The organism is Wolbachia endosymbiont of Frankliniella intonsa, assembly GCF_029856955.1.
Classification (GTDB): domain Bacteria; phylum Pseudomonadota; class Alphaproteobacteria; order Rickettsiales; family Anaplasmataceae; genus Wolbachia.
Map to the genome: position 1 here is coordinate 923,838 of NZ_CP097148.1, position 19,532 is coordinate 943,369.

16 protein-coding genes and 7 pseudogenes are annotated in these 19,532 nt (G+C 34.5%); 8 read left to right on the forward strand and 15 right to left on the reverse strand.

Annotated features, from left to right (window positions below):
* Nucleotides 1–289: 289 nt before the first annotated feature.
* Nucleotides 290–1,516: a CCA tRNA nucleotidyltransferase gene (locus M3L71_RS05160; RefSeq protein WP_280144149.1), complete on the forward strand. Its 1,227-nt coding sequence runs from the start codon at nt 290–292 to the stop codon at nt 1,514–1,516.
* Here M3L71_RS05160 and M3L71_RS05165 read toward each other — a convergent pair.
* The 6 genes from M3L71_RS05165 to M3L71_RS05185 form a co-directional block, all read right to left on the reverse strand.
* Nucleotides 1,500–2,015, reverse strand: a complete 516-nt coding sequence (locus M3L71_RS05165) for a hypothetical protein (protein WP_280143289.1) — start codon at nt 2,013–2,015, stop codon at nt 1,500–1,502. The two genes, M3L71_RS05160 and M3L71_RS05165, sit on opposite strands and share 17 nt — an antisense overlap.
* A complete protein-coding gene (locus tag M3L71_RS05170; RefSeq protein ID WP_349292745.1) occupies nt 2,012–2,590 on the reverse strand; it encodes an IS630 family transposase in 579 nt (192 codons plus the stop codon). The genes M3L71_RS05165 and M3L71_RS05170 overlap by 4 nt, the downstream gene beginning before the upstream one ends.
* Before the next feature lie 10 nt (nt 2,591–2,600).
* The gene (locus M3L71_RS05175; protein ID WP_280143290.1) at nt 2,601–2,951 is read right to left on the reverse strand and encodes an IS630 transposase-related protein; all 351 of its coding nucleotides are present in this window, start codon (nt 2,949–2,951) and stop codon (nt 2,601–2,603) included.
* A 470-nt stretch (nt 2,952–3,421) separates the two neighbouring features.
* Nucleotides 3,422–3,970, reverse strand: coding sequence for an IS630 family transposase (locus M3L71_RS08445; protein ID WP_410543466.1), 549 nt, complete (start codon nt 3,968–3,970; stop codon nt 3,422–3,424).
* Nucleotides 3,901–4,278: an IS630 transposase-related protein gene (locus M3L71_RS08450; protein ID WP_410543468.1), complete on the reverse strand. Its 378-nt coding sequence runs from the start codon at nt 4,276–4,278 to the stop codon at nt 3,901–3,903. The genes M3L71_RS08445 and M3L71_RS08450 overlap by 70 nt, the downstream gene beginning before the upstream one ends.
* A gap of 58 nt (nt 4,279–4,336) precedes the next feature.
* Nucleotides 4,337–4,510, reverse strand: coding sequence for a hypothetical protein (locus M3L71_RS05185; RefSeq protein WP_280143292.1), 174 nt, complete (start codon nt 4,508–4,510; stop codon nt 4,337–4,339).
* On the opposite strand from M3L71_RS05185, the pseudogene M3L71_RS05190 reads away from it, so the two are divergent.
* Nucleotides 4,504–5,317, forward strand: a pseudogene (locus tag M3L71_RS05190) (IS630 family transposase); the annotation flags it as partial. The gene M3L71_RS05185 and the pseudogene M3L71_RS05190 sit on opposite strands and share 7 nt — an antisense overlap.
* A 104-nt stretch (nt 5,318–5,421) precedes the next feature.
* A pseudogene (locus M3L71_RS05195) lies at nt 5,422–5,613 on the forward strand (transposase); the annotation flags it as partial.
* 61 nt (nt 5,614–5,674) lie between these two features.
* On the opposite strand, the gene M3L71_RS05200 reads toward M3L71_RS05195, so the two are convergent.
* Nucleotides 5,675–8,350: a 2-oxoglutarate dehydrogenase E1 component gene (locus M3L71_RS05200; protein WP_280143293.1), complete on the reverse strand. Its 2,676-nt coding sequence runs from the start codon at nt 8,348–8,350 to the stop codon at nt 5,675–5,677.
* Nucleotides 8,351–8,922: 572 nt separating this feature from the next.
* Here M3L71_RS05200 and M3L71_RS05205 point away from each other — a divergent pair.
* On the forward strand, nt 8,923–9,252 hold the full coding sequence (locus M3L71_RS05205) for a hypothetical protein (RefSeq protein ID WP_280143294.1): 330 nt from the start codon (nt 8,923–8,925) through the stop codon (nt 9,250–9,252).
* On the opposite strand, the pseudogene M3L71_RS05210 reads toward M3L71_RS05205, so the two are convergent.
* Nucleotides 9,212–10,216 (reverse strand): annotated as a pseudogene (locus M3L71_RS05210) (IS630 family transposase). The gene M3L71_RS05205 and the pseudogene M3L71_RS05210 overlap by 41 nt on opposite strands.
* Before the next feature lie 177 nt (nt 10,217–10,393).
* Here M3L71_RS05210 and M3L71_RS05215 point away from each other — a divergent pair.
* Complete coding sequence (locus tag M3L71_RS05215) at nt 10,394–11,317, forward strand: Rpn family recombination-promoting nuclease/putative transposase (RefSeq protein ID WP_280143295.1); 924 nt, start codon at nt 10,394–10,396, stop codon at nt 11,315–11,317.
* A gap of 5 nt (nt 11,318–11,322) precedes the next feature.
* Here M3L71_RS05215 and M3L71_RS05220 read toward each other — a convergent pair whose 3' ends face one another.
* Both M3L71_RS05220 and M3L71_RS05230 read right to left on the reverse strand, forming a co-directional pair.
* Entirely contained in the window at nt 11,323–12,708 is a 1,386-nt protein-coding gene (locus tag M3L71_RS05220) for an IS630 family transposase (protein WP_280143296.1), read from the reverse strand.
* Between the two features lie 253 nt (nt 12,709–12,961).
* Nucleotides 12,962–14,037 (reverse strand): IS3 family transposase gene (locus tag M3L71_RS05230; RefSeq protein WP_280144151.1). Its coding sequence is split into 2 segments (ribosomal slippage): nt 12,962–13,803 and nt 13,803–14,037, totalling 1,077 coding nucleotides; the frame shifts between segments, so codons are not numbered across the junction.
* A 109-nt stretch (nt 14,038–14,146) separates the two neighbouring features.
* On the opposite strand from M3L71_RS05230, the pseudogene M3L71_RS05235 reads away from it, so the two are divergent.
* Nucleotides 14,147–14,747: pseudogene (locus M3L71_RS05235) on the forward strand (IS6 family transposase).
* A gap of 142 nt (nt 14,748–14,889) precedes the next feature.
* On the opposite strand, the gene metG reads toward M3L71_RS05235, so the two are convergent.
* Nucleotides 14,890–16,419, reverse strand: coding sequence for a methionine--tRNA ligase (metG, locus tag M3L71_RS05240; protein WP_280143297.1), 1,530 nt, complete (start codon nt 16,417–16,419; stop codon nt 14,890–14,892).
* 370 nt (nt 16,420–16,789) lie between these two features.
* Nucleotides 16,790–17,014 carry a hypothetical protein gene (locus M3L71_RS05245; protein WP_280143298.1) on the reverse strand — a complete coding sequence of 75 codons (225 nt, stop codon included), beginning with the start codon at nt 17,012–17,014 and terminating at the stop codon, nt 16,790–16,792.
* A 38-nt stretch (nt 17,015–17,052) separates the two neighbouring features.
* Here M3L71_RS05245 and M3L71_RS05250 point away from each other — a divergent pair.
* Nucleotides 17,053–17,166 (forward strand): annotated as a pseudogene (locus M3L71_RS05250) (IS630 transposase-related protein); the annotation flags it as partial.
* A gap of 119 nt (nt 17,167–17,285) precedes the next feature.
* Here the strand turns inward: M3L71_RS05250 and M3L71_RS05255 are convergent.
* Nucleotides 17,286–17,651: pseudogene (locus M3L71_RS05255) on the reverse strand (transposase); the annotation flags it as partial.
* Nucleotides 17,620–18,024 (reverse strand): IS630 transposase-related protein, encoded by a 405-nt coding sequence (locus tag M3L71_RS05260; RefSeq protein WP_280143199.1) that lies wholly within the window; start codon nt 18,022–18,024, stop codon nt 17,620–17,622. The pseudogene M3L71_RS05255 and the gene M3L71_RS05260, both read right to left, overlap by 32 nt.
* A gap of 52 nt (nt 18,025–18,076) precedes the next feature.
* On the opposite strand from M3L71_RS05260, the pseudogene M3L71_RS05265 reads away from it, so the two are divergent.
* Nucleotides 18,077–18,832 (forward strand): annotated as a pseudogene (locus M3L71_RS05265) (IS630 family transposase); the annotation flags it as partial.
* Here the strand turns inward: M3L71_RS05265 and M3L71_RS05270 are convergent.
* Complete coding sequence (locus M3L71_RS05270; RefSeq protein ID WP_280143299.1) at nt 18,805–19,497, reverse strand: DUF1129 domain-containing protein; 693 nt, start codon at nt 19,495–19,497, stop codon at nt 18,805–18,807. The pseudogene M3L71_RS05265 and the gene M3L71_RS05270 overlap by 28 nt on opposite strands.
* Nucleotides 19,498–19,532 lie beyond the last annotated feature (35 nt).

The following is a 19,532-nucleotide window of genomic DNA, read 5'->3' on the forward strand; positions in this document are numbered from 1 at the left end:
GCTACTAGGATAACACCATCATAAAGGGAACCAGTGTCAGTTACTTGAGCAGGTACTGGGATGACAAGAGAAGGCTACAAAGGTGTCATGCAAGTAGCTCATCCAGCTTTTTTATAATCATCGAAAACATTGTATTTTAACATTACTTTTATACTTATAAGTTTCTAGGCACTGGATTTGTTGTAGACTTACTCTATCACTTTACCCTCTTATTTTACCACTCTCCTGCCTATATATTTTTATATGAGGCTTTTTGCGAAAATTTTGCATTTTGTGTAATATGATATATATGAAAATTGATCACGAAGTTAGTATAATTATTGAGGCAATAGAGAAATTTGGTGGTGAGGCAAGGCTTGTTGGTGGGTGTGTTAGAGATTCAATTTTGCAGCGTGAAATTCACGACATTGATCTTGCTACTAATCTGCTGCCTAATCAAACAATTAAAGCGCTCAAGCTTTGCAATATAAAGAGTATTCCAACTGGTCTGAAACATGGAACTATCACTTCAATTTTACACAAGAGGTCCTTTGAGATTACAACGCTAAGGCATGATGTAAAGTGTGACGGTAGACATGCGAAGGTAGAGTTTACTAATGATTGGCAAGCTGATGCTTCAAGGCGAGATTTTACATTTAATGCTCTTTATGCAGACAAGCATGGCCATATATACGACTACTTTGGTGGCATTCAGGACTTAAAAACACGAAAGTTAAACTTTATAGGTAACGCTGAAGATAGGATTAAGGAAGACTATCTACGTATTTTAAGAGCGTTTCGTTTTCACGCTAAAATATGCATAGGAGATTTAAGTGATGAAATATTGGATGTGTGCAAAAAGCATTCGCACATGATTCAAAACCTCTCTGGAGAGAGAATAAGAGAAGAAATATTTAAACTCTTGGAATTCAATGATCCTGCTCCAACACTTAAGAGCATGCAAAAATCTGATGTTTTACAAAAAATTATTCCAAAAGAAGTAAAATGCGAAATTTTATCTTCACCACTTCTTATCAACACTAAACCTCCTACAAAACCCTCAGCGTATGTCCATACGCCTTTCCTAGATCCCACAATCGATGCACTAACAAAATTAGCTTTGCTTCTTAGGACTGCCGAAGATAGGATTAGTCTTGGGGAAGAAGTGAGCAAGTTTTTACGTCTTTCAAATAAGCAAAAGAAAAAGCTATTATTTTTATTATCAAACAATATTAAAACAGAGCTTTCAGAAAAAGAGCAAAAGAAATACATATCTTTATTTGGTAAGGAATTATATTGTGACTTAATGAAGATTTGTGGTATTGAGTCTGGAACAAATGTTGATGAGTATATTTTATTTGCCAATATATTCAATGTTCCAAAATTTCCTTTATCTGGGGATGATTTAATAATCATAGGTCACCAACCAGGAAAAAGTTTAGGTAGAAACTTAGAATTGCTACGACAACACTGGGAAGACAGCTCCTACACTTTAACAAAGGAGGAGCTGTTGCTTTATGCTAAGAGCCTACTCTAGTTACTCTCTGAATGTTTGATGTAGTAGTGTGACTCATGGAAGAATTAGGTGTTAATGGGAGTGTTAATTTGTATTCTTCTTTAGCTTTTTCTGTGAGTCGATATTCATTGTTTTTTCCTGAAATTTTAATGCACATTTTCTGATCTGGGCATAAAAATTTATCTCTTATACTTGATGCCAGTTGTTGAACCTTATCTGAAAAACATTTTATTTGAGCTTTTATTAACTCCTTCACAATAAATTTTTTGACTGAATCATTATTGCTATTATTTTTTTGAGCTAAAAAGTCTGTGAAAGAATGTATTACTGCTTTACTATCTTCTTCATTTAAGTACAACTCTTTTGCGCACTTTTGAACAGAAGATACCTTTATGACAGAATTTTTTTTAATCTCTTGTTCAAAAACTCGTGTAACAACTTGTTTAACCCGATCTTCTATGATCTCTTTTCCAGATTTAACCAAATTCTCTTCCAACAGTGCAAGTATAGCTCTTTTCATAATGGTCCAAACGGTTTAAAATAAGAGTTTATAGTAGTGAAGGTAAGTATGCCAGCAGCATATATAGTATTTTCTAAAATGAATGGATAAATTTCCATTATGGTATTACCAACCAAAAGTTGTAAGTCTGTACATTTATACATTAGAGGTCTGAGGCGGCTTTTGATGGTATGCCAACAGTGTTCTATGGGATTCAAATCTGGTGAATATGTTGGAAGATACAGCACATGAAAGCCAAAAGACTCTATTAATGATTTTGTTTTAGTGGTCTTATGAAATGTAGCATTATCCATAACTATGGTTGTGCCAAGTGGCAATTTAGGTAATAACATCTTCTCCAACAATATATTGAATACCTCTTTTTCACACCCACCTTTGAAAGTCATTGGTGCAATAAATCTCATTCCAATCCACCCGGCTACTATACTGATTCTCTCTCGAGTTCTCCCTGGAACATCTGCATAAATTTTCTTTCCTCTTGGAGCACGTCCATATTCTCGGTATAACTTATTATCAACTCCTGCTTCATCTATATATAAGATGCTGGAATGTTCTATTTTTGAGATTTTATCAATAAATTGCTGCCTATCTTCTTGATTGCGCTCTTGATATAGTGTGACTTTTTTTTTTTAAAGTATTTTTTAGCTGTTTTAGTCTATACCAAATTGAATTTATTCCAAATCCAAGATTTTGTTTCATCTCTGCCAGAGTATGATCTGGATTCTTTGTAACATATTCTTCGAGTATTTTTGGGTCTATTTTTCGAATAAAGCTACCGTTTTTAGATGGCTTTAAGCTTTCACCAGCAGCTTTCTTTTTTAACCAGCGGTACAGAGTTGCTATTCCTATCTCCATGAGCTCTGCTATCTCAACCTTTGTCTTCCCTTTTTCTATCATCAATACTGCCTTTTCCCTTAAATCCACACTATATGCCATTATAACTCAAATACTTTGTTATACCTTTATCATTTGCTTTGGGAAATACTATAATTGCTAATACAAGACTTAAAGAAGAATTTAATTTGCATATTTAAAAATTTACACAGCAGTAACTGAAATGAATATTGTGAATAAGTACGTTAACACAGACTTAAAGTACTTATTCACATATTCATTGGCTTAAGTAAAAATTGCTGTGGTAGCTGTTTGATATAGGATCCTATTTCTATGACAAGCGGGTTTTTATTACCCATATAATTTGCAAAATTACACAAATAAAAAAATTTTTAAAAACATAGTTGATACTAAGTAAGTAATTTTCTGCACTAATTGTTTGCAAACTTCTTGTCAAACAATATTATACTAATATAGTATTATGCTAGCATCTATATAGAGCTATTTGGGAATAGGTGTGAACTTTGTCTTCTTTCAATATTTATAGCTCTTTTCATAATAGTCCGGAAAGTTCATAGAAAAGCAGAATCAACAGCATGACGAAAAGATGTGAATAGAGGGATGTTTTTCCTAGCTCTATTTTTTATAGCAAACCAATGATGCTCAATTTTATTGAAATCTGGGGAATACGTAGGAAGATACAAAATTTCAGCACCAACTTCTTTAGCAAGTTCAGTAATCTTATTAGACTTATGAAAAGTAGCATTATCAAGGATAACAGTTTGTCCAGGTTCCAAAATCGGTGTCAAAAACTGCTCAAACCATTTATTAAAGATATCCATATTACAATGGCCCTCAAATGTTAACGGAACAACTATTTTTCTACTATTTAGAGCTGCAATCATGCTAATTCGTTGAGTTTTCTTTCCAGATTTTAGGGCATAAAATCGCTGTCCTTTCTGAGAATATCCATAGGGATAGTCTTCGGTATTATCAATACCAGATTCATCTATATATACTAAGTTTTGAGGTTCTTTCGTTGCTATAATTTTCAAAAATTCAGCACGTTTTTCTTCATTCCTTTCTTTGTATCCATATGTCTTTTTTGCGTGTGAGTCCAATTTTTAAGAGCTAGATGAATCGTTGGGGTACTAACATTACTCCAAAGCTTAGCCATTTCCGATAGAGTTTTTCCACCATGTTTTTTGGCAAATTCAGTAAATTTATTCCAGTCGGTAATTTTATGATTATAACCTCCATTTCCAAGTTTTTTCGACTGAAAATCTCCTGTTTCTTTTTTTCTTTGCTGCCACTCCCATAATGTAGTTCTTCCAATTTTAAATCTTTCTGCTACCGTTTCTCTGCTTTCCCCTTCGTCTAGTACCTCCATTGCTTTTTTTCTTAAATCATAACTATATGCTGCTGGCATACTTACCTTCACTACTATAAACTCTTATTTTAAACCGTTTGGACCATTATGAAAAGAGCTATACTATTCTTCTGTGGATATATGCTGCTTTATTTATCAAGACAAAGTATACCAATTGCTCTGCCACTGTTAATAGATACTCATACCAATTCCCGCTATAGAAAGAACAGATAGAGAATAATGGGGAAAAAGTCATACTAGAGTAAGTGAAATAGCGAGGTATAAATGGCATTAAGGTCAAAACTATTAGACGAAAGAGTTGTAAATTTAGCGAAAGAAATGTTAAAAAAGGTAAGAAATAACGCATATGTTTCAAAAAAGTTACAAGCGGTGATAGCAGGAAAAGAAAGTAGTATAAGCGCTGTGGCAAGAATATGTAAAATTTCAAGGACTGCTTTGACTGAATGGATAAAGCATCTAAAATTTGGTAGAGTAGAAAAATTATTTGCCCCGTTTCAGCGGAGAAGAAAAAGCAAATTAAACAAAAATCAACGTGAGCAAATTGAAATATGGGTAGAAAGAAATCCAAATATTACTATTAAGGAAGTACAAATAAAAATCTCAGAGGAATTTGCCCTAAACATCAGCAAATCAACAGTGCACCGTGAGATACAAAGGATGAAATTTTCTTACATAACACCGAGGCCAATGCACCATAAACAAGATAAAAACAAGCAAGAAGAGTTTAAAAGATACTTCAATAAAATAGTCAATTTCCACCCTAAAAGGGAGGTGTTTTTTTGATGAATCACGATTTGGGACTCATTCAAAAATCGGACACGGATGGTTTAAAAAAGGGGTCAGAACGCAGGTTAAAATGAAAATTGGTAGACAAAATTTCTATATCTAAAGTGCGGTAAATCCAAGAAGTGGTAAGAAAATTAGCCTACTTGCTCCATATGTAAACACTGATTGTATGAATATATTTCTGGAGCAGATGTCGAAAGATTTAGGCACGAAAGAAGCCTTTCTTGTAATGGATTGTGCAAGTTGGCATAGATCAAAAAGTTTGAAAATTCAGGAAAACATTACCATCATATATAGCCTTTCTTATAATAGTTCGAACGTGATAAGATATGTATTTATGACGATAGTGGGCCAGTAGCGTATTACGATACGTTCGGATTATTGTGAAAAGAGCTATACTTGCCTCCTTATTCACCGGAACTGAATCCTGTTGAAAGGTTGTGGCAATATATCAAATACAATACTTTACGCAATAGTATCTACGATACCATAGGTTTACTTGAAGATGTTTTGTGTAATTTTATTGTCAATATTTCCAGTACTACTATTAAACGAGTTTGTAATGTTTCTTATTTGTTCCGTCAGTAATGGATTTTGGTATAAGTTATCTAAGTGCCAGAGTCTAATTAATAAGTCTGCTTGAAGCCGCTCAGTGTTTGTACAGTTGTGCCTGCGCAACTTGCTTCAAAATTTCTGCTTGTTGCTGAGCATGGACATTAGCATAACCACATGCAGGAGATGCAGCAGCAGGTCTTGCAATGCACTTAGGTCTTTTTGCTTGAGTATTGAGGCCAGAAAATACCTCTTCTATCAATGGGTTGACAAAGAACCATCCTCCCATATTTTTTGGTTCCTCTTGACACCAGGTAATTTCAGCGTTCTTATATTTTTCGAGTTCATTGTTTAGTTTATCGGCCGGGAATGGATAAAATTGTTCTAAACGCACTACTGCTATATCGTTTATTTTTTGTGCTTCAAGCATTTCAATTATGTCGTAATAAACTTTACCACTACATATTACAACTTTACGTATTTTATCACTTGCAACTAAACCTGTTCTACACTCTGGAATTACCGTAAGAAATTTTCCTTCAAAGTCAGAAAGGTTAGAAACTGCGCTTTTATGACGCAATAGTGATTTAGGTGTAAACACCACTAAAGGCTTACGAAAATCTCGATTGATTTGTCGGCGTAAAGCATGAAAATAATTCGCAGGATTAGAGCAATTAACCACCTGCATATTATCCTCTGCACAGAGCTGCAAAAACCTCTCTATACGAGCAGAACTATGCTCAGGCCCCTGCCCTTCATAACCATGAGGCAAAAGTAGAACTAGACCACTTGACCGCAACCACTTTGTTTCTGCAGATGAGATAAATTGGTCAATCATAATTTGCGCGCCATTTGCAAAATCACCGAACTGCCCTTCCCAGAGCACAAGTGAATAAGGAGAATCAAGGCTATATCCATATTCAAAACCCATCACAGCATACTCAGATAGTGCGCTATCTATAACTTCAAAGCGAGCTTGCTTCTCACTTATGTTGTTGAGTGGAATAAACGTTTCTTCTGTTACTTGATCAACAAGTCTTGAATGACGGTGCGAGAAGGTACCGCGACCAGAATCTTGTCCTGACAAGCGCACTCCTATTCCTTCTTTAAGCAATGATGCGAATGCAAGACTTTCAGCAGTTGCCCAGTCTATGTTGCTACCGGAATTTATACTTTCTATTCTGCCATCAAGTATTCTTCTGACTTTATTATTGAGATTAAAACTACTTGGAATATTGCTATTTATGTGTACACCTAATTTTTTTAGCTCATCTGGTGAAACACCAGAGTCCGTATAATATTCACTCAAATCGTTCAACTTTGCTCTCCTGAGTTTTAACCACACTCCATCAAACCAATCAGCTTTTTTTGGAGTATAAGTCGTTGACTCAGTAAGGCTTTTATCTAATCTTGTTCTAAATTCGCTGCGTAATTTACTTACTTCATCGCTACCTAGCACTTTCTCTGCAGTCAGATTCTCTTCGTACAGCGTGCCTGGAGTTTTATGCTTTGATATTGCTTTATACATAAGTGGCTGAGTAAAATTTGGCTCATCGCCTTCATTATGGCCATATTGGCGGTAGCATATTATGTCAATCACCACATCCTTTTTAAATTTCTGCACATACTCCATTGCCAAATTCGCAGCAAAACTCACAGCTTCTGGATTATCTCCATTAACATGAAATATTGGAGCTTCTATTGATTTTGCTACATCAGTGCAATAAAAAGATGAGCGTGCGCAGGATGGGTTGGCGGTAAAACCAACTTGGTTATTAATAACAATATGCACGATACCACCTACTGTATAACCTTCAATGTTGCTCAAAGTAAGGGTTTCGGCAACCACTCCCTGCCCGATGAAAGCTGCATCACCATGAATTGATATGCCAAGCACAGATCTCGTATTTTGTTTTGCTCTTACTCTTCCAGCTAGAACCGGATTTACCGCCTCAAGGTGAGATGGGTTAGGACATAAACTTAAGTGTATTTTTTTACCACCAGCAAGTGCTCGATCAGAAGAGTAACCAAGGTGATATTTGACATCACCAGACACCTCAAGACCACTTGGGTATGCAAGATTGCCTTGAAATTCAGACAGCATTGCCGCATAATCTTTTCCCATCACTTTGGTTAGAACATTGAGCCGTCCTCGGTGGGCCATACCAAGAACTATTTCTTCAATACCAAAAGCTGCAGAATCACTAATAACTCTTTCAATTGCAACAATGGCTGACTCCCCACCTTCGATAGAAAAACGCTTATATCCAGGAAATTTCATATGGAGAAATTGCTCGAACATCTCAGATTCAATCAAGTGCCTTAGTATTTCTTTTTTATCCTTAGGGCTTAGCGTATAGACCTGATTTTCAATTTTCTCCTGCAGCCACACTCTTTCCTCATAAGAGGAAATATGCATAAATTCAAACCCGATGTTCTTGCAGTAAATATCTCTATAGATTCCAGCATCATGCGCTGGAGAGATATTCAAATATTTCTGACAATCTATTTCTTTATTTACATGCGGTGATAATGGATTTAAGTCCGCAAAAAAATGACCGTAAGATCTGAAGAAATTTGCTAAGCTAGAAATTGAATCATCCGACTTGACTGCGTGCTGTGCATTGCAGGCTTCCGTTTTATTCATTTCTAAATTGCTTGAAAAAATCCTATTCCAATCCTCCCCGATTGATTTATCGCCCTGCAGATAACGGCTATACATTTCTTCTACAAATTCTGCATTATCACCATAAAGGCAGCTTAGACTTAGCATAATCACTACAAAAGATATCAAATACTTATAAGTATACCTTAAGTTTTTTAAAAAAGAACTCCTTTAGTTTCTAATTATTAAGTTATACAAACACTGTAATACGAGTTTTCCAGAAAGGGTGTCATTCTAGACTGACATCTAATCTTTCCATAAATGATGTATTTCAACATAAAACAACTATACTCATCAACTTGTGCTCAATCATAATTCCTAGGTTCCAGTGTTAGCTACTTGTTTTTTGGATTTCTATACTATTGCTGATTATTGAAATTTTTTGCACATTAAGGAACGCAAGCGTTTATGAGTCAGAGGATAAGTCATATAACATTTACTCGGTCTTAATACTTTGAATTTATATTTGAGTAAACGATAAACAGTAATTGGTATGAGTGATCTATTTAAAAGTGACAATTATGATAAAAATCTCAATTCTTTGATAAGAGTCATAAAGCTGAAGGATACAAAAAAAAATTAATGAACAATATGATGAAACACTGAAAGATTTATCTCAAGCTCTGAAGAATTTTACAAACAACGCAAAAGATGTAGCCAAATTTGTTATATATAGCGACTTGAATAATTATGTAGAACCTTTGAGCACAAAGCCACTCTGTTTTATTGGAACATTAAAAGGGATATTAGATAGAGTCTTGGGAAAAGATATTCCAACTAATGATAATGACATAAAAAATTTTGTTGGTGATGAATTATCAGGTTTCACTATAGAAAAAGCAGCCGAATACACAAATATTTTAAGTACAATTAATCTATTCAAGAAAGGACTTAAAGAAATTTTAGATTCGAAACAGAGTGGAAAAGGCAATAAAGAACATAAATCATACGAAGTAATACCAAAATCCATTACTGACGGAACAAATAAGAAACATTACAAACTCGTTTAATAGTAGTACTGGAAATATTGACAATAAAATTACACAAAACATCTTCAAGTAAACCTATGGTATCGTAGATACTATTGCGTAAAGTATTGTATTTGATATATTGCCACAACCTTTCAACAGGATTCAGTTCCGGTGAATAAGGAGGCAAGTATATGATGGTAATGTTTTCCTGAATTTTCAAACTTTTTGATCTATGCCAACTTGCACAATCCATTACAAGAAAGGCTTCTTTCGTGCCTAAATCTTTCGACATCTGCTCCAGAAATATATTCATACAATCAGTGTTTACATATGGAGCAAGTAGGCTGATTTTCTTACCACTTCTTGGATTTACCGCACTTTAGATATAGAAATTTTGTCTACCAATTTTCATTTTAACCTGCGCTCTGACCCCTTTTAAACCATCCGTGTCCGATTTTTGAATGAGTCCCAAATCGTGATTCATCAAAAAAAACACCTCCCTTTTAGGGTGGAAATTGACTATTTTATTGAAGTATCTTTTAAACTCTTCTTGCTTGTTTTTATCTTGTTTATGGTGCATTGGCCTCGGTGTTATGTAAGAAAATTTCATCCTTTGTATCTCACGGTGCACTGTTGATTTGCTGATGTTTAGGGCAAATTCCTCTGAGATTTTTATTTGTACTTCCTTAATAGTAATATTTGGATTTCTTTCTACCCATATTTCAATTTGCTCACGTTGATTTTTGTTTAATTTGCTTTTTCTTCTCCGCTGAAACGGGGCAAAGAATTTTTCTACTCTAGCAAATTTTAGATGCTTTATCCATTCAGTCAAAGCAGTCCTTGAAATTTTACATATTCTTGCCACAGCGCTTATACTACTTTCTTTTCCTGCTATCACCGCTTGTAACTTTTTTGAAACATATGCGTTATTTCTTACCTTTTTTAACATTTCTTTCGCTAAATTTACAACTCTTTCGTCTAATAGTTTTGACCTTAATGCCATTTATACCTCGCTATTTCACTTACTCTAGTATGACTTTTTCCCCATTATTCTCTATCTGTTCTTTCTATAGCGGGAATTGGTATGAGTAGATCATTTTCTGACTAACATGTTTGCATTTTAGTTGAATATTTCTTCACAATTGTGCATAATTATGAATGCTTTTTATCTTACTTTCTCATGGCTCTTTCGAAGTTTCTTGATGCTCGCAATGATTATGCCTTCAAAAGAATATTTGGCACTGAGAAAAACAAAGATATTCTCATTCATTTCTTGAACGATATTTTAGGCTTTACTGGCTTAGCTGCTATCCACGATGTTGAATTCTTAGCTACCATCTTAGACCCTGAAATTGCTGCTAAAAAGCAGAGTATTGTTGATGTTCTTTGTAAGGACTCTCAAGGTTCCAGATACATCATAGAGATGCAATTCACTAAGACCAAAGGCTTCGAAAAGCGTGCTCAATATTATGCTGCTAAAGCCTATTCAAGTCAAGCTGATCAAGGTGATAATTATCATAATCTCAAGGAAATTATCTTCATAGCCGTTGCTGATTGTATTATTTTTCCAGATAAAGCCGAGTACAAATCTAATCATGTCATTTTAGATCAAAATAGCTTTGAACATGACTTAAAGGATTTTTACTTCGTATTCATAGAACTACCTAAATTTACAAAGACAAAAGAAGATCAACTAGAAAATATAGTAGAAAAATGGTGTTATTTTTTCCGATATGCAGCAGAAACAAACGAAGAAGACCTAGATAAAATAGTTGGTAGTGACGTAATAATAAAACGAGCTTATGAAGAGATGAATAAGTTTAATTGGTCAGAAGAAGAGTTACTAGCATATGAACAAATGAAAAAACGCATAATGGATGAGATAGCTGCTTTAGCTCAAAAATTTGATGAGGGTCTTAGAGTAGGTCAAGAAAAAGGTAGACAAGAAGGCATCCAAATCGGCCATCAAAAAGGTAAAATTGAAGGTAAAATTGAAGTTGCAAAAAATTTACTTAAAGCTGGCATCTCTATTGACGTTGTATCGCAAACTACAGGTCTTTCTTTCGATGAGATCAAACAGTTACAGGCAGAAAAGACCTCATAGCTCCCTCAATTTATCGCTCTGCTTATTCCTCTAACTACTGATGTGCCATTTAAGAATGTATTCGGCTTTTTAGATAACTCTACTTTCCCTGAAACTTCCTTACTCAAGTCTTTAGAAGGCTTTTCTACTTTCTGTTGTAGCATGACTGTTTCTTTTTCCTCTTTTAAAGAGCTTTTCAAATGATCTAGAAACTTATCAGTTTGTTTAAATTCTGGACATGCTTCTTTTGCAAACGAGTATAGGGTTTTTGCTATTTCAGAAAATTTTCCATTTATTATTTTTCCAATTATAGCTGATTGCACTGCCAAAGGATCAAAGTTTAGATTTGTTAGTGATATTCCTGACTTAATAGCAGTTTTATTTAACAATTCCTCAAATCTATTTGTAATATTTAGTGCATAACTTCTCTCCTCTAATAAAGGTATAGATTGATCTACTGCGAATATATATTGTTTACCAGTGAACTTTCTTACGAGCACATCAAGTAACATTATCGTACCATTTAAATCCATTTTTGCATCTATAGTATTTTCTAAAATGAATGGATAAATTTCCATTATGGTATTACCAACCAAAAGTTGTAAGTCTGTACATTTATACATTAGAGGTCTGAGGCGGCTTTTGATGGTATGCCAACAGTGTTCTATGGGATTCAAATCTGGTGAATATGTTGGAAGATACAGCACATGAAAGCCAAAAGACTCTATTAATGATTTTGTTTTAGTGGTCTTATGAAATGTAGCATTATCCATAACTATGGTTGTGCCAAGTGGCAATTTAGGTAATAACATCTTCTCCAACAATATATTGAATACCTCTTTTTCACACCCACCTTTGAAAGTCATTGGTGCAATAAATCTCATTCCAATCCACCCGGCTACTATACTGATTCTCTCTCGAGTTCTCCCTGGAACATCTGCATAAATTTTCTTTCCTCTTGGAGCACGTCCATATTCTCGGTATAACTTATTATCAACTCCTGCTTCATCTATATATAAGATGCTGGAATGTTCTATTTTTGAGATTTTATCAATAAATTGCTGCCTATCTTCTTGATTGCGCTCTTGATATAGTGTGACTTTTTTTAAAGTAATTTTTAGCTGTTTTAGTCTATACCAAATTGAATTTATTCCAAATCCAAGATTTTGTTTCATCTCTGCCAGAGTATGATCTGGATTCTTTGTAACATATTCTTCGAGTATTTTTGGGTCTATTTTTCGAATAAAGCTACCGTTTTTAGATGGCTTTAAGCTTTCACCAGCAGCTTTCTTTTTTAACCAGCGGTACAGAGTTGCTATTCCTATCTCCATGAGCTCTGCTATCTCAACCTTTGTCTTCCCTTTTTCTATCATCAATACTGCCTTTTCCCTTAAATCCACACTATATGCCATTATAACTCAAATACTTTGTTATACCTTTATCATTTGCTTTGGGAAATACTATAGTGCGTTTTTCATGCCTTTTTCACTTTAGTGACAAGCTTTAAACCTCTATCGAAGAGTTCCTCAAAGAGCTCCTTCTTGATATAGCCTTTTATAGTGCACCCATTTGTCTAGACCATTTTTTTAAAGTGATCCGATTTTTAAAATGAATATGTTGATAAATACGTCGACACACATTTAAAGTATTTATCAATATATTCATTTACTGTTTATGATAATAAAGATCAGCAGGAACTTTATAATTTAGAGTCTGATGTAGCCTTCTATAGTTATACCAACCAACAAAGTCATTTATTATAAGATTCAAATCTCTGATACTATTTGGTCTATAATAATATATAGCTTCTTGCTTTAAAGTTCTCCATAAGCGCTCAACAAATATATTGTCGAAGCAACGTCCTTTATGGTCCATACTGATTTTAATATTAGCATGCTCTAATTCCGTAATAAAGTTGTAGCAAGTAAACTGTACCCCTTGATCACTATTAAAAATCTCATGTTTACCTTGTTTTAGAGCTTCTTTGAGAGTATAAAGGCAAAATCCAGCATCGAGATATGGTGATAATGAATGAGCAATAATATAGCGACTATACAAGTCCATTATTGCCACAAAATAGACAAACTTACCTTCTACCATAATATATGTTATATCAGTAGCCCATACCTGATTAACTCTACAAATAATCAAATCTTTGAGTAGATAAGGATATATTTTATGCTTTTTTTCTTTAATACTTGTATTACATCTTTTTCTACAATACAGCCCACTAATCTTCATTTTTTTCATAATTCTTAAGATTTTTTTGCGATTGACTACTACCCCACTCGCTATGATTTCAGCAGTAATTTTACGATATCCATAACGGCAATCAGAAGCCAAATATACTTCTTGAATCAAATTTGCTACTTCACTTTCGTTATTAATTATAGGCCTATAATATAGGCTAGATCTGCAAATCCCCAATAAATCAGCATGTTTCCTAATTGACAGATCAGAATCTTTTTCTATAAACCTTACTCTATCTTTTTTGCTTATTTCAGTAATTTTTTTTTCAAATAGCTATTTTCCACTGTCAATTCTCCTATTACTTTATGTAAACTTTCTATTTCTTGCGCTAAGATTCTTTGTTTTCTCGCACTTTCACTTTCTTCAACAAATAGGTCTTTTAACCTTGCCAATACTCTATCACGCCAATCATATAGATTTGTTGATGGTATTTTATATTCACTACATATCTCAGCTGTGCTTTTTTGATTTTTTATTGCTTCCAAAGCTATCTTTGCTTTTAACTCTGGTTCATATTTTTTTTTGTTGCCATTCTTTTACCCCTTTACCTTCCTACTCGGATCAACCATTTTTTTGTCTAGTTTATGGGGTGAATTATAATTGTTGCCATATTTCAAAGGATTTAGCTTTTCAGAGGATGTTATCTGTATACATGAAATGTCGATTCTCTTTGAGCTATCGAGATTTGGAAGAAATGATGAGTACAAGGGGAGCAAAATGCTACGTTACAAAGGTGGGTTATCACCACTGATAGATGAGGCAGTAAGGAAAAGAAAGAAGCAGGTTGGTAGTAGTTGGAGAGACTTACATTAAATTAAAGGGTAAATGGGTTTATTTATATACTGTACTCTTGTGTGTTAGTAGAGACAAGTCTTCAGCACTTGCATTCTTTCGTAAAGCCTTCAGGAGTAACTGTCTTCCTGAGAAAATTGTAATTGATAAAAGCGGCAGTAATACTGCTGCTCTTGATGATTTGAATGAAGAAATTTCTGAAGATTACAGTTCTTCAAATAAAATATCTAAATAATATTGTTGATAGATTTATCAAAAAACTAATAAAGCCAATGCTTGGGTTTAAAAGCTTCCATTCCGCAAAGATTACCATCACAGGCATAGAAAATATTCGTATGATTCAAAAAAGACAAATTATTAAAATAATGTTTCTACTTTTGAGAATTTTGCTATGTTAATGGCTTCATAACTCCTATAATCCCACCTTTAATGATCTTCTTTCCTATGGTTTATAGTGCGACAGAACCTTTTTTTTGACTCTGTTGAATTAAAAAGGCTAACTACAGAACGGCCAACTCAGTCTAGTCTTGTAACGGCTTACTAAGGATTCTTTAAATATCGATCCTCAAAAAAATCGGCGTAGGTTTAGGCAGTGTAATGCCTAAGCTTACACATGCGTTGCACAGAGATTTTAAATCACGTTGTTCTTTTGGAATTTGCAACTGATCGAGTATCATTTTTGCTGACTTTGGAGAAATTGGCTGCAGCAAAATGCCAATCATTCTAATGTATTCAAGTAATTTGTAGATTACTAAATCCATGCGCTCTCTATCGGTTTTACTGAGTGTCCAGGGTGCACTTTTATCTATGTAAGCATTGGCCTTGGAAGAGATATTGATAATCAGGAGTATAATCTGGTTAAATTCATACTTTGATAGATGATCCATTACTTGATCAATTATGGCTTTGCAATTTGGTAAACTCTCATCATCTTTAAGCAAATTGCGATCGACCACTGGTACAACTCCAAAGCATTGCTTGTGCAGAAATGAAATTGTTCTTTGCACTAAATTGCCTATATTGTTTGCCAGCTCTGAGTTTATGCGGCTGATCATGTTCTTCTTACTGAAATTACCATCTTGACCGAAACTTGCTTCCCGAAGGAGAAAATAGCGTAGTTGATCAACACCAAACTCTTCTGCCAGACCAATTGGATCTATAACGTTACCAAGGGATTTGGATATTTTTTCCCCCTCGTTCAGCCACCAACCATGAACTGCAATTTGCTTTGGCAGTGATAAATCTGCTGCAAGGAGGATCGCTGGCCAGTATACAGCGTGAAAACGCAATATGTCTTTACCGATCACATGAACGTTGAAGGAGTCTGTCCAAAATTTCTTATATTCCTCATCTTCTATATTAGGAAAGCCTATTGATGTGAGATAGTTAGTGAGCGCATCTATCCAAACATAAATTACGTGCTTGTCATTCCCTGGTACTTTTATTCCCCAATTAAAACTAGTACGAGAAATCGAAAGGTCAGTAAGTCCTGATTTTACAAACGATACCACCTCGTTTTTTCTGCTCTCAGGAAAGATGAAATTCGGCTGATTTTCGTATAACTCTAGTAATTTATTTTGCCAACTTGACAAACGAAAAAAGTAGCTCTCTTCTTTTATCCACTGAACTTCAGCACCTGTTGGTGCTCTGCCATCTATCAACTCTGATTCCTGATAAAACGCTTCATCACGAACTGAATACCAACCTGAGTAAGAATCCAGATATATTTGCCCTCTCTCTTCAAGCCTATTCCATAGAGCTATAACTGCTTTTTCATGACGTTCTTCTGTGGTGCGAATAAAATCATCATAATCAAAGTTGATTAGCTCGGCCAATTTTCTGAACGTAACACTTATTTCATCTGTAAATTCTTTTGGCTCTATTCCCTTTACCTTAGCCGCTTTTTCAATTTTCTGTCCATGTTCATCTGTACCAGTAGTAAATTTGACGTTCTTTCCAGCTAATTTCATAAATCTAGCTGTAACATCACAGATAAGGGAAGTATATGCGTGGCCGATATGTGGCTTGTCGTTTACGTAATATATTGGCGTAGTGACGTAAAAGCTCTCAAATTGCTCCATTTTGTACTGTTTAAAGCTTCATCGTATCTGCACTAGTAATAAAAATCAATATATATCCTATCGTACAAGCAATCTGAAAAGCCATTATACCGCTGCGTTTTGCAGCGGTATAATGTGAGTAACTTACGTTTGAGTTGCTATGATATTGTTGTCCATAACTTCACAACTGTACAAACATTCGTCTGTGAAAGCAGTGTGTTAAATATTATAGCAGATTTTGCCTCAAACACAAAAATGTCATCCCAGTGCCCAGACACTAGGATCCAGAAAAATTAATTGTAAACAAACGACTATACAACATGTTCAATAAAATTACAAAAAAGCTGGATTCCAGTGTCAAGCACTGGAATGACACTATTTGCTGTACAATTTACCTTCTACAATCAATATTACATCCATGATTTCCAGAATGTTTTTCCTCATTAGAATGAGAAAACAACCCACCAAGTCTGGTTTCATCATAAGAAGGAGCACTTGGAGCAGTATTAGGATCTTGAGGAGAGTAAGGAGGTGGTGGTTCAAGATTAGAAGAATCTCCCAAATCATATCCAGGTCCTGATTTATGATAGTTATAGCTCTTTTCATAATGGTCCAAACGGTTTAAAATAAGAGTTTATAGTAGTGAAGGTAAGTATGCCAGCAGCATATAGTTATGATTTAAGAAAAAAAGCAATGGAGGTGCTAGACGAAGGGGAAAGCAGAGAAACGGTAGCAGCAAGATTTAAAATTGGAAGAACTATAGTATTTTCTAAAATGAATGGATAAATTTCCATTATGCTATTACCAACCAAAAGTTGTAAGTCTGTACATTTATACATTAGAGGTCTGAGGCGGCTTTTGATGGTATGCCAACAGTGTTCTATGGGATTCAAATCTGGTGAATATGTTGGAAGATACAGCACATGAAAGCCAAAAGACTCTATTAATGATTTTGTTTTAGTGGTCTTATGAAATGTAGCATTATCCATAACTATGGTTGTGCCAAGTGGCAATTTAGGTAATAACATCTTCTCCAACAATATATTGAATACCTCTTTTTCACACCCACCTTTGAAAGTCATTGGTGCAATAAATCTCATTCCAATCCACCCGGCTACTATACTGATTCTCTCTCGAGTTCTCCCTGGAATATCTGCATAAATTTTCTTTCCTCTTGGAGCACGTCCATATTCTCGGTATAACTTATTATCAACTCCTGCTTCATCTATATATAAGATGCTGGAATGTTCTATTTTGAGATTTTATCAATAAATTGCTGCCTATCTTCTTGATTGCGCTCTTGATATAGTGTGACTTTTTTAAAGTAATTTTTAGCTGTTTTAGTCTATACCAAATTGAATTTATTCCAAATCCAAGATTTTGTTTCATCTCTGCCAGAGTATGATCTGGATTCTTTGTAACATATTCTTCGAGTATTTTTGGGTCTATTTTTCGAATAAAGCTACCGTTTTTAGATGGCTTTAAGCTTTCACCATCAGCTTTCTTTTTTAACCAGCGGTACAGAGTTGCTATTCCTATCTCCATGAGCTCTGCTATCTCAACCTTTGTCTTCCCTTTTTCTATCATCAATACTGCCTTTTCCCTTAAATCCACACTATATGCCATTATAACTCAAATACTTTATTATACCTTTATCATTTGCTTTGGGAAATACTATACATTATGGGAGTGGCAGCAAAGAAAAAAAGAAACAGGAGATTTTCAGTCGAAAAAACTTGGAAATGGAGGTTATAATCATAAAATTACCGACTGGAATAAATTTACTGAATTTGCCAAAAAACATGGTGGAAAAACTCTATCGGAAATGGCTAAGCTTTGGAGTAATGTTAGTATCCCAACGATTCATCTAGCTCTTAAAAAAATTGGACTCACACGCAAAAAAAGACATATGGATACAAAGAAAGGAATGAAGAAAAACGTGCTGAATTTTTGAAAATTATAGCAACGAAAGAACCTCAAAACTTAGTATATATAGATGAATCTGGTATTGATAATACCGAAGACTATCCCTATGGATATTCTCCAGAAAGGACAGCGATTTTATGCCCTAAAATCTGGAAAGAAAACTCAACGAATTAGCATGATTGCAGCTCTAAATAGTAGAAAAATAGTTGTTCCGTTAACATTTGAGGGCCATTGTAATATGGATATCTTTAATAAATGGTTTGAGCAGTTTTTGACACCGATTTTGGAACCTGGACAAACTGTTATCCTTGATAATGCTACTTTTCATAAGTCTAATAAGATTACTGAACTTGCTAAAGAAGTTGGTGCTGAAATTTTGTATCTTCCTACGTATTCCCCAGATTTCAATAAAATTGAGCATCATTGGTTTGCTATAAAAAATAGAGCTAGGAAAAACATCCCTCTATTCACATCTTTTCGTCATGCTGTTGATTCTGCTTTTCTATGAACTTTCCGGACTATTATGAAAAGAGCTATAATGCCAAGAATGACTAAACCCCAAACTGGTAAGACTGGGTTAATAGCGCAACCTATCAAAGCTGCTAAAGAAATTGCACCAACTGCAAATTCTATATTTCTGAACATTTTAAGTTGACTATCTAGATAATCTATTTTTTCTGACTTTCTAGCCGTTTTTTCGCTGCTGTTGTACCAAACACACATTAAAGCATGGAAAGCAACACACGCAACTACAGCTACTATCCCTAAAGCTAATAATTTCCTGCTGTCTTCTGAGTATTTTTTCTTATCTTCTCTGCTTTGGTAGCCAACAGTATCAAAACCAGGGTTATTTATAACTGTAGTACGACCACCAAACAGGTTGCTAAGTAGTAAATAATCCCAAAAATCTAAACCTCTATTATCGTTTATATGTACGTGCGTGACTTGAGGGACTGTGGTTTGTTGCCTATCGCTTCTATCATATTCTGTACTGTGCTGATCATTAGTTCGATTACTGCGCTTAAATCCCTTATACTCATCTTCAAAAATTTTATCACTCCAGTTCTCAATATCTTGCATACCACGAAAACATAAAAATTCTTGAACACCATTGTCACTGCCATTTTCTTTTATATAGGGAAGTGCATACCTTTTTAAAACACTATCATGCATAAAAATTCCCCCAGAATTAAGATTAAATTAATAAA

Coding starts and splice junctions, on each gene's coding strand:
- M3L71_RS05200 (WP_280143293.1), bottom strand. CDS start 8,350: ATGCTAAGTCTAAGCTGCCTTTATGGTGATAATGCAGAATTTGTAGAA.
- M3L71_RS05215 (WP_280143295.1), top strand. CDS start 10,394: ATGGCTCTTTCGAAGTTTCTTGATGCTCGCAATGATTATGCCTTCAAA.
- M3L71_RS05165 (WP_280143289.1), bottom strand. CDS start 2,015: ATGAAAAGAGCTATACTTGCACTGTTGGAAGAGAATTTGGTTAAATCT.
- M3L71_RS05175 (WP_280143290.1), bottom strand. CDS start 2,951: ATGGCATATAGTGTGGATTTAAGGGAAAAGGCAGTATTGATGATAGAA.
- M3L71_RS08450 (WP_410543468.1), bottom strand. CDS start 4,278: ATGCCAGCAGCATATAGTTATGATTTAAGAAAAAAAGCAATGGAGGTA.
- M3L71_RS05260 (WP_280143199.1), bottom strand. CDS start 18,024: ATGGCATATAGTGTGGATTTAAGGGAAAAGGCAGTATTGATGATAGAA.
- M3L71_RS05270 (WP_280143299.1), bottom strand. CDS start 19,497: ATGCATGATAGTGTTTTAAAAAGGTATGCACTTCCCTATATAAAAGAA.
- M3L71_RS05160 (WP_280144149.1), top strand. CDS start 290: ATGAAAATTGATCACGAAGTTAGTATAATTATTGAGGCAATAGAGAAA.
- M3L71_RS05185 (WP_280143292.1), bottom strand. CDS start 4,510: ATGCCATTTATACCTCGCTATTTCACTTACTCTAGTATGACTTTTTCC.
- metG (WP_280143297.1), bottom strand. CDS start 16,419: ATGGAGCAATTTGAGAGCTTTTACGTCACTACGCCAATATATTACGTA.
- M3L71_RS05220 (WP_280143296.1), bottom strand. CDS start 12,708: ATGGCATATAGTGTGGATTTAAGGGAAAAGGCAGTATTGATGATAGAA.